The following is a 13,690-nucleotide window of genomic DNA, read 5'->3' as shown; positions in this document are numbered from 1 at the left end:
GGAGAGCCGGCGTGAGCTTGAGGATCGTTGTCTGTGTGAAGTACGTGCCCGACGCGACCGGTGACCGGCATTTCGCCGATGACCTGACGTTGGACCGTGAGGATGTCGACGGTCTGCTGTCGGAGCTGGACGAGTACGCGGTCGAGCAGGCGTTGCAGATCGCGGAGGCGGCTGACGACGCGGAGGTCACCGTGTTGACGGTGGGTCCGGAGGATGCCAAGGACGCGTTGCGCAAGGCGTTGTCGATGGGTGCGGACAAGGCGGTTCACGTCGAGGACGACGATCTGCACGGTACGGACGCGCTGGGCACGTCGCTGGTGCTGGCGAAGGCGGTCGAGGAGACCGGGTACGACCTGGTGATCTCGGGGATGGCGTCGACGGACGGCACGATGGGTGTGGTTCCGGCGCTGCTCGCGGAGCGGCTGGGTGTGCCGCAGGTGACGCTGCTGTCGCAGGTGTCGGTCGAGGGCGGTGTGGTGCGCGGCCGTCGGGACGGGGACAGTGCGTCGGAGGAGCTGGAGGCGTCGCTCCCGGCGGTCGTGTCGGTGACCGACCAGTCCGGTGAGGCGCGTTACCCGTCGTTCAAGGGGATCATGGCGGCGAAGAAGAAGCCGGTGAAGTCCCTGGACCTGGACGACCTGGGCATCGACGCCGAGCAGGTGGGTCTGGCGGGTGCGTGGACCGCGGTCGACTCCGCGACCGAGCGCCCGGCCCGCACCGCGGGCACGATCGTGAAGGACGAGGGCGAGGGCGGCAAGCAGCTGGCCGAGTTCCTGGCCGGTCAGAAGTTCATCTAGCCCGTAGTTCGTGGTCGTTGTCGCTGATGTGCAGGAGTAGGGAAGTCTGATGGCTGAAGTTCTCGTCTTTGTCGATCACGTGGACGGTGCCGTCCGTAAGCCGACGCTGGAGCTGCTGACGCTCGCGCGGCGGATCGGTGACCCGGTCGCGGTGGCGGTGGGCGCGGGCGCGTCGGGGACGGCGGGTGTGCTCGCGGAGCACGGCGCGGTCAAGGTGCTGGTGTCCGAGGCCGCCGAGTACGCCGACTACCTGGTCGTACCGAAGGTGGACGCGCTCCAGGCCGCCCACGCGGCGGTGTCCCCGGCAGCCGTCCTCGTGTCGTCGTCGGCGGAGGGCAAGGAGATCGCGGCGCGGCTCGCGGTGCGGATCGGGTCGGGCATCATCACCGACGCGGTCGACGTGGAGGCCGGCGCCGAGGGTGTCGTGGCGACCCAGTCGGTGTTCGCGGCCTCGTTCACCACCAAGTCCCGGATCACGCACGGCACGCCGGTGATCACGGTGAAGCCGAACTCGGCGCAGGTCGAGCAGGCCGCGGGCGCGGGTGCGGTGGAGGAGCTGACGGTGGAGTTCTCCGCCGCCGCGACGGGTACGAAGGTGCTCTCGCGTACGCCGCGTGAGTCGACGGGCCGTCCGGAGCTGACGGAGGCCGCGATCGTGGTCTCCGGTGGCCGCGGCGTCAACGGCGCGGAGAACTTCGCGGTCATCGAGGCCCTCGCCGACTCGCTGGGTGCCGCGGTGGGCGCCTCGCGTGCCGCCGTGGACGCCGGCTGGTACCCGCACACCAACCAGGTCGGCCAGACCGGCAAGTCCGTCTCCCCGCAGCTCTACATCGCCTCGGGCATCTCCGGCGCGATCCAGCACCGGGCCGGCATGCAGACCTCGAAGACGATCGTCGCGGTCAACAAGGACGCCGAGGCCCCGATCTTCGACCTCGTCGACTACGGCGTCGTCGGCGACCTCTTCGACGTCGTGCCCCAGCTCACCGAGGAGATCAACACCCGCAAGGGCTGACACCTCCGGACCTCCGGCATCCGGCCGGGGCGGTGAGCGCGGAGAACCCGCTCACCGCCCCGGCCGGGCCCGTTTCAGCCGAGCAGTTCCTCCACCAGATCGGCGGCCCGCCGGGTACCGCCCTCCGCCCGGGCGTCCTCGCGCAGCCGCGCCGACCGCCGGGCCACCTCAGGGTCGTTGACGAGCGCGGTGAGCGCTTCGCGCAGGGCCTCCGGGGTGGCGTCGTCGGTGTCGATGCGGCGGGCGACGCCCAGCTCCACGAGCTTGTCGGCGTTCATGAACTGGTCGACGCCCTGCGGCACGGCGATCATCGGCACGCCGCTGTACAGCCCCTCGGAGCTGCCGCCCATCCCGGCGTGCGTGACGAAGGCGTCCGCCTGCTGGAGGATGGCCAGTTGCGGCACCCACCGGTGCACCTCGACGTTGCCGGGCACGGTGCCCAGCTCCGCCAGGTCCGTCTGCTTTCCGACCTGGAGCACCACGTGCCAGCCGGGCAGGTCGCCGTAGGCCGCCAGGCAACTGCGGTAGAACTCCAGGCGGTTGGTAAACGCGGAGCCCAGCGAGACCAGCAGTACCTTCTCCGCCCCGGCGGGCCGGGTCCAGGACTGGTCCTCGCCGCGCCCGCCGAAGCACGGCCCGACGAACGTGACGGTGTCCATGTCCACGTCGTCCGCGTGCGGCTGCATCGCCCGGGGGATCAGGGCGAGGGTGTCGTCGGGGCGGCCGGTGAAGGCGTCCACGTCCAGCGTGGTCGCGCCGTTCCCGGCCAGCCACTCGGCGAACCGCGCGCGGTACGCGTCGGCCCCGGGCAGCGTCCACAGCTGGGCCGCCACGTCCTTCTCGTAACTCCGCCAGCCGACGAAGGTCGGGTAGAGCTGCATCAGGCGGCGGTTCTGGGACTCGGCGAGCACCCGGGCCGGGTACGCCCCGATGTCGTACAGGTAGAGGTCGGCCGGGTCCTCGTCGTAGACGGCGCGCAGCTGCGGCAGGGCCTGGACGGCGTCGTCAAGGAAGAGGCCCATGGCGGCGATCGGGTCGTCGGGCCAGACGTTGTCACCGACCGGGAGCACGGAGTCGTACGGCACGAAGGTGGCGCCGGTGGCCTCGATGCGCTCGGCCATCACGGGGTCGTTGGCGTAGGTGACGCGGTGTCCGCGGGCCACCAGTTCGCGGATGACCTCGATGCTCGGCAGCACATGGCTGACGGCGGGGATGCCGAGCATGGCGATATGGGCACGGCGACGTGACATGAGGAATCACTCGTTTCAGTTCTGCGGCGGAAGTGGACACGGCAGACCGTCGCGTCGCCACCCCGGCGATGGCCGGGCGGTGGGCGCGCGTGCGCGGTGTGCCGGACGGGGTCGGGGGCATGCCCCGTCCGCGTCAGCCGTAGAGCTGAATCATGTTCATACCGCGACCCTAGCCGCCGTCCTGTCCGCGCGCACATGGTTTTCGGTGGGCGCGGACCGGACGGCGGGGCCGTCAGGCGGCCGGTGCGGCGGCTTCGAGGTCGTCCCCCGTGCCGGACATGAGGGTCCGGACGTGGGCGGTGATGTGCTCGGCGGGCCAGTCCCACCAGGCCAGCGCGAGGAGGCGGGCGACGTCCTTCTCCTCGTAGCGGGTGCGCAGCAGCCGGGCCGGGTTGCCGCCGGGCGGGGGCGTCCGGGTCAGGGCTGGATCGGCATGGACCAGCAGTTGGAGACGGACCGCTTGCCGGCCAGGCGGTCGGTCATCCAGGAGATGGCGTCGCCCTGGTCGGTGATGAGCGGCACCATGTGGTTGGTGAGGATCTTGTCGCCGAGGTTGGGCAGGATGACGGCGTCGTAGGTGACGTCGGCGCCCTTGCGGCACCAGTCGACGGCCAGCTGACGGGCCTGGCCGTGCGGCACGATGTCGTCCTGGATGCCGGTCGCCACCCGAACGGGGCCGGACGGCTTGAGGGTGCCGATGCGCTGCTTGTCGAGTGCGGCCTGCGCCTTGGGCTCGGCGGCGATGATCTCGCCGAGGGACTTGCCGGTGGTGGTCCACTTGGAGCTCTTCGCGAAGCCGTAGCCGAGGATCGCGTCGCCGACGCACATGGTCGAGGCGTCCTTCAGCGCGGCCCGCCCGGCGTCGTTGATGTTGGCCTCCACGACGTCCCGCAGATCCGCGTCGGCCTGCGCGAAACCGTTGATCGACCAGGCGAGGGCGCCGGCCAGGGCGCTCCCGTCTATGCCCTTCATGGTCGCGGTCAGGTCGGCGGGCGGAGCCCCGGCGTACGTGCCGGCGAGCTGGATCTCGGGGGCGTACGAGGGCTGGAGCTCGGCGGCGGACGCACTGGCCCCGCCGCCCTGGCTGTAGCCGTACAGGCCCGTCCGCGAGCCGGGCGTGAGCGAGGTGGCGGGCAGCTGGTGCGCGGCGCGGACCGCGTCGAGCAGCGCGTGGCCCTCGTCCACCCGGTTGACGTAGGTGTGCAGGCGGTCGGTGGTGCCGAGGCCCACGTAGTCGGTGACGACGACGGCGACACCGGCGGACAGCAACCGGTAGACGGACAGGGTCTCGTAGCCGATCGACACGGTCTCCGTGGTGGCGGTCAGCGGGTGCTGGAGGGCCAGCGAGGGAGCGCACTGGTCGCCCTGGCCCATGGTGCCCGAGGCCAGCGCGACCAGCGGGCGGGCGCCGCCGCCCTTCCAGGCGGCCGAGGGCTCGATGTAGGCGCCGGTCACCGCGGCCGGCTGTCCGTTGGAGTCGGTCGTCCGGTACATGAGGCGGGTGGCGGTGCCCGGCATCGGGCGGCCGTCCAGCCCGGGCAGGCTCAGGGCGAGCGGCAGGGGCTCGGTCCGGATCAGCGCCCCGTTGGCCGCGGGCAGTTGGGCGGGCGGTTGGTAGAAGGCGGGGATGGTCACGCCCCGGGAAACGACGGGCTCGCTGCCGTCCGTGGCCGACGCGGGCGCGGCGTACGCGGCCACGCAGGCCGCCGCGGTCACGGCGACGGCCGCGGCGCGCAGGGGACGGACGCGGCGTGGGGGAAGGGTGGAACGCGAACGGTCCTTGCGGCTCAAGGCTCACTCCTCGCTCTGCTCCGGAATACGGGTGAGCGCAAGCTAACAGCGGGACTTACCGCTGGTAACCCATCGGTAAGTTACGCATTGGTAACTGTCATCGGCGGCTGAACTCTCGCTGCTGGGCCGAGGAGTTGCTTAAGGTGGGCCCGAGCTGATCATTCGCAGCATCTCCCGCACCCTGGAGTTGGCCATGTCCCGACCGGAGAACGACCCCACCGCCCCGCTCATCGACACCAGCAAGCCGCATCCCGCGCGGATGTACGACTGGTTCCTGGGCGGCAAGGACAACTACCCGGTGGACGAGGCCATGGGCCGTCAGATGCTGGCCGTCGAACCGAACGTCCCGGTGATGGCGAAGATCAACCGCGCCTTCATGCACCGCGCCACCCGCTGGCTGTCCGCCCAGGGCGTCCGCCAGTTCCTCGACATCGGCACCGGCATACCCACCGAGCCCAACCTGCACCAGGTGGCCCAGACGGCCGCCCCCGAGACCCGGGTCGTCTACTGCGACAACGACCCGATCGTGCTGGCCCACGCCGAGGCGCTGCTCAAGGGCACGCCCGAGGGCGTCATCGACTACGTCCAGGCGGACGCGCGGAACGTCGACACCATCCTCGAACACGCGGGCAAGACGCTGGACTTCGACAAGCCGGTCGCACTGTCGATGATCGCGCTGCTCCACTTCGTGAGCGACGAGGACGGCGCGTACGAGCTGGTACGCCGCCTGACCGACGTCCTCGCCCCGGGCAGTTACATGGCCATCTCGCAGATCACCGCCGACTTCCACCCGGAGGAGGCCCGCGAGGTGGACAAGATGTACAAGGCCAACACCCTGACGCTCGCGCCGCGCAGCCGCGACCAGTTCGCCGCGTTCTTCGACGGCCTGGAGATCGTGGAGCCCGGCATCGTGGCCGCCGAGGCATGGCACCCCGAGCTCGGCGAGCCGGTCCCCGGCACGGGCGAGATCGTGACGCCCGGCTACGTCGCGGTCGGCCGCAAGCCGTAACGCCCGGACCTCATCCGCAGCAGCCCGGCGGGCACTTGGGTGTCGCCGGGCTGTGTGATGATGCACGGAAAGCGGGCCGGCGGGCATGCCGTGAGGGGCGGGAGCGCAGCGTGGACAAGGGCGGGTCGTCCATACCGGACGAGGAGTGGGAGCGGTTCCTGCGGGAGGCCGAGGCCGGCGCCCCCGGCGCCCCCGAGGAACCGTCCGCCCGGGCCCGTATGGTGGCCCAGCGGCTGCGCGAGGACAGCGCCCCTCCCCCGGGTTGGCGCACCCGTCAACCGCCCCGGCGGCGCGGCAGGGTCTGGTACGTGGTGGGCCTGGTGGTCGTCATCGCGCTGCTCGTCGTGGCGCTGGTCCCGGGCCGGGCGGCCGGCTGGCTCGGCTTCCACGGTGGGGGCGGCTCCACGGCTGCGGCCGGGCGGCCCACACTGGACGACCCGTTCAAGGGATCACCGGCGGAGCACTGGGCCGCCGGGACGGCCGGGATCACGATGCCCTCGGCGCGGGCGACCGGCTGGATGAGCGAGAAGCAGGTGTCCGACGCGCTCGACAGCAGCCTGGCCTTCCTCTCCGACGCCGGCCTCGATCCGGCGGTGCTGCGCGGGGAGCGGCCCACGAAGGCGATCGCGGCGCTCAACCCGGAGCAGGCCGACGTCAAGGAGTACCTGGCGAACGCCTTCGACACCCCGAGCCGGCGGAACGACCCGCTGCTGCTGTTCAGCCGCTTCGACCCGTCGTACGCGCGCCTGGCCGGCGCCGTGATCAAGACGCGCGGCGGAATCACCTACCGGGAGGGCGAGCGGGGCGCGGTCGAGGTCACCGCCGACGTCACCTTCGTCTACCCCGTCGTGCGGGCCTCCGGGGACGGCGACGAGGTCGCCCGTACGATCGCCCGCCGGGAGATCGTGATGAGCTGGGACGACCCGGAGGAGGTGGTCATCGCGCCGGGCACCTTCTCGCTGAAGTCGTACCGGCTGGACTCCGCCAACGGGGGCTGCGAGAACGCCACCGGCTACTTCGTCCCCGAGTTCGGCAGGGAGCGGGGGCCCTCGGACGACGGCACGGAGATCGACCCGTACGAGCGGGACACGTCGATGGACGAGCGCATGGGGGACCGCGACGCCTCGGACTGCGACACGGCCACCCGCACCTGACCCGGGGCGCGCGACACCCGGGCGGGGCGCGCCCCCACGACGTACGCTTCGGACGTGACGAGCAAACCCGACGCGGCGCAGAGTCTGCGCGACCTCGCGCGGCTGCGCCGGGTCCGCGACCGGATCGACCGCGAGTACGCCCAGCCGCTGAACGTCGAGGCGCTGGCGCGCGGCGCGCACATGTCGGCGGGCCATCTCAGCCGCGAGTTCCGCAGGGCTTACGGGGAGTCTCCGTACGGCTACCTGATGACCCGGCGCATCGAGCGCGCGATGACGCTGCTGCGCAGGGGCGACATGAGCGTCACCGAGGTGTGCTTCGCGGTCGGCTGCTCCTCGCTCGGCACGTTCAGCACGCGCTTCACGGAGCTGGTCGGGATGCCGCCGAGCGTCTACCGGCAGAAGGCCGCGCAGGCGACCGCGGGCATGCCGTCCTGCGTCGCCAAGCAGGTGACGCGACCGGTCAGGAACCGAGAAGCCCCGCTGCCGGGGACGTTCCAGGGGCCGTGAACGGGGAAGGCCGCCGGTGAGCCGGGCGGCGACGACGGGGCTGCGCGACGGCCCCGCCACTACAGGGAGACGCATGAGCAGGACCGCAGGCACGCAGCCGCACGCCGCCGACAGCCACGATCTGATCCGTGTGCACGGGGCGCGCGTGAACAACCTCAAGGACGTCAGCATCGAGATCCCCAAGCGCCGGCTGACGGTGTTCACGGGCGTCTCCGGATCCGGCAAGAGCTCGCTGGTGTTCCACACCATCGCCGCCGAGTCGCAGCGGCTGATCAACGAGACGTACAGCGCCTTCGTCCAGGGCTTCATGCCCACCCTGGCCCGGCCGGAGGTGGACGTCCTGGAGGGGCTGACCACGGCGATCATCGTGGACCAGCAGCGGATGGGCGGCGACACCCGCTCGACCGTGGGAACGGCGACCGACGCCAACGCCATGCTGCGCATCCTCTTCAGCCGCCTCGGCACTCCGCACATCGGCCCGCCCAGCGCGTACTCCTTCAACACCGCGTCCGTGAAGGCGAGCGGTGCGATCACCGTCGAGCGCGGCGGCAAGAAGACCGTGAAGGCGACCTTCAACCGGACCGGCGGCATGTGCACCGAGTGCGAGGGCCGGGGCACCGTCTCGGACATCGACCTCACCCAGCTCTACGACGACTCGAAGTCCCTCGCCGAGGGCGCGTTCACGATCCCCGGCTGGAAGTCCGACAGCTTCTGGACCGTCCGGGTCTACGCCGAGTCCGGCTTCCTGGACCCGGACAAGCCGATCGCGAAGTTCACCAAGAAGGAGATGCACGACTTCCTGTACCGGGAGCCGACCAAGGTCAAGGTGGAGGGCGTCAATCTCACGTACGAGGGTCTGATCCCCAAGATCCAGAAGTCGTTCCTGTCCAAGGACAAGGACGCGCTCCAGCCGCACATCCGGGCCTTCGTGGAGCGGGCGGTCACCTTCACCACCTGCCCGGCCTGCGACGGCACCCGGCTCAGCGAGGGGGCCAGGTCCTCGAAGATCGCGGGCATCAGCATCGCGGACGCCTGCGCGATGCAGACCAGCGACCTGGCCGCCTGGATCCGGGACCTGGACGAGCCCTCGGTGGCTCCGCTGCTCACCGCCCTCGGGCAGACCCTCGACTCGTTCGTGGAGATCGGCCTCGGCTACCTGGCGCTCGACCGCCCCGCCGGCACGCTGTCCGGCGGCGAGGCGCAGCGCGTCAAGATGATCCGCCACCTCGGCTCCTCGCTGACCGACACCACATACGTCTTCGACGAGCCGACCGCCGGGCTGCACCCGCACGACATCCAGCGGATGAACAACCTGCTGCTGCGCCTGCGCGACAAGGGCAACACCGTGCTGGTGGTGGAGCACAAGCCGGAGACGATCGCGGTCGCCGACCACGTCGTGGACCTCGGCCCCGGCGCCGGCACGGCCGGCGGCACCGTCTGCTTCGAGGGCACCGTCGACGGGCTGCGCACATCCGACACCGTCACCGGGCGCCATTTCGACGACCGGTCCACGCTCAAGGCGGACACCCGCAAGCCCACCGGTGCGCTGGAGGTGCGCGGCGCGTCCGCGAACAACCTGCGCGGCGTCGACGTGGACATCCCGCTCGGCGTGCTGACCGTCGTCACGGGCGTCGCCGGGTCCGGGAAGAGCTCGCTGATCCACGGCTCGGTGGCCGGGCGGGACGGCGTGGTCACGGTCGACCAGAGCGCGATCCGCGGTTCGCGGCGCAGCAACCCGGCCACGTACACCGGGCTGCTCGACCCGGTCCGCAAGGCGTTCGCCAAGGCCAACGGCGTGAAGCCGGGCCTGTTCAGCGCCAACTCGGAGGGCGCCTGCCCGACCTGCGGCGGCGCGGGTGTCGTCTTCACGGACCTGGCGATGATGGCGGGTGTCGCCACGGTCTGCGAGGAGTGCGAGGGCAAGCGGTTCCAGGCGTCGGTGCTCGAATACCGGCTGGGTGGGCGGGACATCAGCGAGGTGCTGGCGATGCCGGTCGCCGAGGCCGAGGAGTTCTTCGGTACCGGTGACGCGCGTACGCCGGCCGCACACCGAGTCCTCGAACGTCTGGTGGACGTCGGGCTCGGCTACCTGAGCCTCGGCCAGCCGCTCACCACGCTCTCCGGTGGTGAGCGGCAGCGGCTGAAGCTCGCCGTGCACATGGGCGAGAAGGGCGGGGTGTACGTGCTGGACGAGCCGACCACCGGGCTGCACCTCGCGGACGTGGAGCAGCTGCTCGGGCTGCTCGACCGGTTGGTGGACTCCGGCAAGTCGGTGGTCGTCATCGAGCACCACCAGGCGGTGATGGCGCACGCCGACTGGATCATCGACCTGGGTCCCGGCGCCGGCCACGACGGCGGCACACTGGTCTTCGAGGGCACCCCGGCCGACCTGGTCGCGGCGCGTTCCACCCTCACGGGCGAGCACCTGGCGCGGTACGTGGGCGCCTGAGCAACCCGCCGCGCGTGCCCGGTCCGTGGTGGCCGGGCACGCGCGGACATGGGCTCCTCCCTAGGATGCGGGCCATGACCGACCGTGTACTCGAACTGCTCCGCAACCGTCCCGATCTGGCGGAACTGGCCGCCTTCCCCTTCGACTTCGACGTGGAGCGGGCCTACCACGTCGAGGCGGTGCACCTGGCGTCCGGAAGGGAGCTGGAGCCGATCGCGGGGGACGACACCGGGGGCACGTACTTCCTGTGCGGTGGTACGGCGGTGCTGTACGCCTCCTCCGAGGGCGACGCGGTCCTGATCGCCGACAGCGTCTCCGAGGCACTGGAGATGCTGGTGCGGCTTCCCGGCTGGTGCGAGGGGCTGACCGCGGAGCTGGACGAGGAGGGGCTGCGGGCCGCCGTGCGCGCCGGGGACGCGGAGGCGCGCGCGGAGTTCGTACCCGATCTGGACGCCCGGCGCGCCGCGTTGATCGAGGGCCTGGAGCTGCCCGAGCGGCCGCTCACCGAGCTCTTCGCCCTGGCGGAGTCCGCCGCCCGGCGCACCGAGCCGGACCACCTGCTCCTCAACTCGGCCGAGTTGTGCGCCTATCGGCTGGACGAGGAGTACCGGATGAGCCTCCGGGACGTGGTCCTCGGGCCGCCCGGCGGCGGGGCACCGCCGGGTCCGGGCGCCGGGGAGTTCCCGGGCGCCGGGGAGGATGCGGAGCCGGACGAGTTCGCCCTGGTCGAGCTGGCGTGCCGTCAGGGCCTGCGCGCGCACGCGACGGTGGCGCTGATCAGGATGCTGGACGACACGGGCCCCGACGCGGACCGGCTGCGGGCGCTGAGCCGGTTCCTGGAGAGGCTGGGAGAGTACGGGCAGGCGGCCCGTGCCCAGTCCGGCCTGCTCTCGCTCCAGGACACGGACCGGGACCGCGCGGTGGAGGCGTACGCGCTCGCCCGGATCGAGCGCGGCAAGGGCGATCTCCCGGCGGCTGCGCGGGCGTTGGCCCGGGCGCGCGAGGCGGTGGGGATGGACGGCGGGGGTCGTCGCGGGCATGGTGCCGGCGCGCCGGACGGCACGGTCGAGCAGTGGCACCGGCTCGGTCTCGGCCGGTTCATCGCGGAGCAGCATCTCGAACTCGTGCTGGCTGCCGTCGAGTCGGGCGAACCGGAGCTGGCCCGTTCGGTGATGGGGCACGCCCGGCTGGTACTGGGGCGGATCGCCAAGGGGTCGGCCAAGGCGCTCGCGCCGCTGTCGGCACGGGCGCGGTGGGCGGTGGCGGCGCTGGACGGGTGATCAGGTCAAGGCGGCGTGCCGTGGAGGTCATGTGCCTTTTAAGGATGGCCTGTTCGCTGTGGTGTGGAGCGGGTGACGAACCGTCGCCTTCGCTAATCACCCATGGCTTCACCCGACTTCACACACCAGCATGGAGCCGGTCGGGGCGCGCACAACGGGGCCAATCAGGCGTACAGCAGCCACTCTTGAGCGATTCCGACCGCATTCGCACAACTAACTGAACGCAAATTTTCGACACCGCACGCATTCGGCGTTGTGCACTAGGCATAGGATCAAGCCGCGTAGTGCGAGCCCCACTTGCCCCACCCGTCCCATCCGCAACTGTGCGCACGATGTACGAGCGTCCCTACCGACACCCCCACAACCCGTTAACAGGTATCTGCGTGTCACCGATACTCAAGCCCGGTTCCGGCGACGGAGCCGCGCAGTGAAAATCAATCGCCGCCTCGTCCTGCTGGTCACCGCTCCCCTTACCGTCGCGGTCACGTTCTCGGCCCTGGCCCTCGCGCCCGCCACCAACCAGGCACTCCAGGCGAACCGGCTGGCCGACATGGTCGACGTCGCCGCCGGCGCAGCCGACTTAACCCACCAGTTGCAGCGTGAGCGCGCGTCCGCCACCGCCCTGGTCTCGGAGCAGGGGGATTCGTCCGCCTTCCAGGCGAGTTCCGACGCGACCGACAAGAGCATCGCCGCCTTCAAGAGCCGCACCGGCGAGCTCTCCGAGGTACCCGGGAGCGCCCGGGAGGCACTGGTCCGCATCGACCGCTTCATCGGCCAACTCCCCGCCTTGCGCGCCCAGGTCCGCTCGGGCAGCACCACCATCTCCGCACTCGCCTTCGGCTACCGGATCGTGATCGCGGACCTCAACGGCTACCGCGACGGCATCGCCCAGGCCGACGGCGTCGACGCCGACATCGCCGACCGCATCCGTGCGGCCGCGGCACTGTCCGAGGCCGCCGAGCACACCGCGCAGCAGCAGATCACCGTCATGAGGGCGCAGGCCGCCGGTGGGTTCACCGCGGCGTCCCAGCGCACCTTCGACGCCAGCCGGCTCGGCTACACCGAGTCGACGGGCGTGCTGTTCAGCCTCGGCCCGAGCGAGTGGCGGAGCTGGCTGGAGCGCACCCTCTCCGGACCGAAGGCCCTGGAGTCCCGCAAGCTGGAGGACCGGATCGGGCGCACGGACACCAGCAAGCCGATCGGTGTCGGACCCGAGGAGTGGCAGAAGGCGTCCGACGACCGGCAGACCCTGCTGCACCAGGTGGAGGAGCGGATCGACGAGTCCGTCGCCGCCACCGTCGACGCGGAGCGCACCAGGCTGCTGTGGACCGCCGGGGGCGAGGTCGCCCTCGTGCTGCTGACCCTCGTCGGTGTCGTCCTCGTCGCCGTCCGCCTCGGCCGGGTCATGATCCGCCGCCTGCGCGACCTGCGCAACGCCGCGCACGAGGTGGCCCACACCCGGCTGCCCGCCGTCATGAGCGAGCTGTCCCAGCCCGGCGCGCTGAGCGGTGCCACGCCCGAGCAGGTCGCCGAGCGCACCGGCAACCCCATCACCACCACGAGCGGCGACGAGATCGGCGAGGTCGGCGAGGCGTTCAACGCCGTCCACCACGAGGCCGTGCGCCTCGCCGCCGAACAGGCCCGGGTGCACGAGCAGTTCGCCGAGACCCTGGTCCGGGTCGCCCGCCGCGGCGCCCAGCTGACCAGCGTCATGGTGTCCGAGCTGGACACGGTGCAGCGCGACGAGGCCGACCCGGAGCGCATGAAGACGCTCTTCGCCCTCGACCACCTCGCCATCCGCATGGAGCGCAACACCAACAACCTGCTGGTGCTGGGCGGTTACGGAAACGCCCGGGTGCGCTCGGCCGACATCGGCTGCTCCACCGTCATCGTGGCGGCGGCCCAGCAGATCGAGCGCTTCGACCGGGTGTCCCTCGGTGCGATCGAGGCGGGCATCGGCATCTCCGCCCGCGCGGTGCACGACGTCGCGCACATGCTGGCGGAACTCCTCGACAACGCCACCCGCTTCTCCCCGCCCGACGCCCAGGTCGGGGTCGCCGTCTGGCGCCTGTGGGACCGGGCCGTCGTCCAGATCGTGGACGAGGGCGTGGGCATCTCGGCGGACCGCCGTGCCGCGCTCAACGCCGGGCTGCGCGAGCCGAGGACGGGCATCGGGGACGTGCGGTCCATGGGTCTGCACGTGGTGGCGCGCCTCGCCGCCCGCCACGGCATCGTTGTCGAGCTGCGCGACTCCTCGGGACCCGGCACCATCGCCGAGGTCACCCTGCCCAAGGACGTGCTGGCCGAGGTGTCCGAGGAACCGGCCCTGCCGACGGAGCACGGCTTCGAGTCGCCCCGTACGGTCGTCACCCGCCCGAAGCCGGACCACGTGCGCGGACGGGCCGGCCGCCCGGTCGGCGCGGGCGTCGGCGCCCGCGCGG

Annotated in this window: 10 protein-coding genes and 1 pseudogene; 8 read left to right on the top strand and 3 right to left on the bottom strand. The window is 71.5% G+C overall.

Annotated features, from left to right (window positions below):
- The first annotated feature begins 11 nt into the window (after window positions 1-11).
- The gene (locus G3I41_RS28825) at window positions 12-797 is read left to right on the top strand and encodes an electron transfer flavoprotein subunit beta/FixA family protein (RefSeq protein WP_164399387.1); all 786 of its coding nucleotides are present in this window, start codon (window positions 12-14) and stop codon (window positions 795-797) included.
- A 49-nt stretch (window positions 798-846) separates the two neighbouring features.
- On the top strand, window positions 847-1,809 hold the full coding sequence (locus tag G3I41_RS28820) for an electron transfer flavoprotein subunit alpha/FixB family protein (RefSeq protein ID WP_164403309.1): 963 nt from the start codon (window positions 847-849) through the stop codon (window positions 1,807-1,809).
- Between the two features lie 74 nt (window positions 1,810-1,883).
- Here the strand turns inward: G3I41_RS28820 and G3I41_RS28815 are convergent, their stop codons facing one another.
- From G3I41_RS28815 to G3I41_RS28805, 3 genes and pseudogenes are all read right to left on the bottom strand, one after another.
- The gene (locus G3I41_RS28815; RefSeq protein WP_239081884.1) at window positions 1,884-3,059 is read right to left on the bottom strand and encodes a macrolide family glycosyltransferase; all 1,176 of its coding nucleotides are present in this window, start codon (window positions 3,057-3,059) and stop codon (window positions 1,884-1,886) included.
- Window positions 3,060-3,291: 232 nt separating this feature from the next.
- A pseudogene (locus G3I41_RS37150) lies at window positions 3,292-3,459 on the bottom strand (antibiotic acetyltransferase); the annotation flags it as partial.
- A gap of 17 nt (window positions 3,460-3,476) precedes the next feature.
- A complete protein-coding gene (locus G3I41_RS28805) occupies window positions 3,477-4,850 on the bottom strand; it encodes a lipase family protein (RefSeq protein ID WP_164403308.1) in 1,374 nt (457 codons plus the stop codon).
- 193 nt (window positions 4,851-5,043) lie between these two features.
- On the opposite strand from G3I41_RS28805, the gene G3I41_RS28800 reads away from it, so the two are divergent.
- The 6 genes from G3I41_RS28800 to G3I41_RS28775 all read left to right on the top strand — a co-directional run.
- Complete coding sequence (locus G3I41_RS28800; RefSeq protein WP_164403306.1) at window positions 5,044-5,859, top strand: SAM-dependent methyltransferase; 816 nt, start codon at window positions 5,044-5,046, stop codon at window positions 5,857-5,859.
- 110 nt (window positions 5,860-5,969) lie between these two features.
- Window positions 5,970-7,013 carry a hypothetical protein gene (locus G3I41_RS28795; RefSeq protein WP_164403305.1) on the top strand — a complete coding sequence of 348 codons (1,044 nt, stop codon included), beginning with the start codon at window positions 5,970-5,972 and terminating at the stop codon, window positions 7,011-7,013.
- Window positions 7,014-7,067: 54 nt separating this feature from the next.
- Complete coding sequence (locus G3I41_RS28790) at window positions 7,068-7,520, top strand: helix-turn-helix transcriptional regulator (RefSeq protein WP_164403304.1); 453 nt, start codon at window positions 7,068-7,070, stop codon at window positions 7,518-7,520.
- 73 nt (window positions 7,521-7,593) lie between these two features.
- Window positions 7,594-9,969, top strand: a complete 2,376-nt coding sequence (locus G3I41_RS28785) for an excinuclease ABC subunit UvrA (RefSeq protein WP_164403303.1) — start codon at window positions 7,594-7,596, stop codon at window positions 9,967-9,969.
- A 74-nt stretch (window positions 9,970-10,043) separates the two neighbouring features.
- On the top strand, window positions 10,044-11,249 hold the full coding sequence (locus tag G3I41_RS28780) for a hypothetical protein (RefSeq protein WP_203601801.1): 1,206 nt from the start codon (window positions 10,044-10,046) through the stop codon (window positions 11,247-11,249).
- 427 nt (window positions 11,250-11,676) lie between these two features.
- A partial coding sequence (locus tag G3I41_RS28775) for a nitrate- and nitrite sensing domain-containing protein (RefSeq protein WP_164403302.1) occupies window positions 11,677-13,690 on the top strand: 2,014 nt, incomplete at its 3' end.

It is taken from the genome of Streptomyces sp. SID9727 (genome assembly GCF_010550605.1).
In the GTDB taxonomy this organism is placed as follows: domain Bacteria; phylum Actinomycetota; class Actinomycetes; order Streptomycetales; family Streptomycetaceae; genus Streptomyces.
The sequence above is the reverse complement of the archived record's forward strand: the minus strand, read 5'-3'. Positions and strand labels throughout refer to the sequence as shown.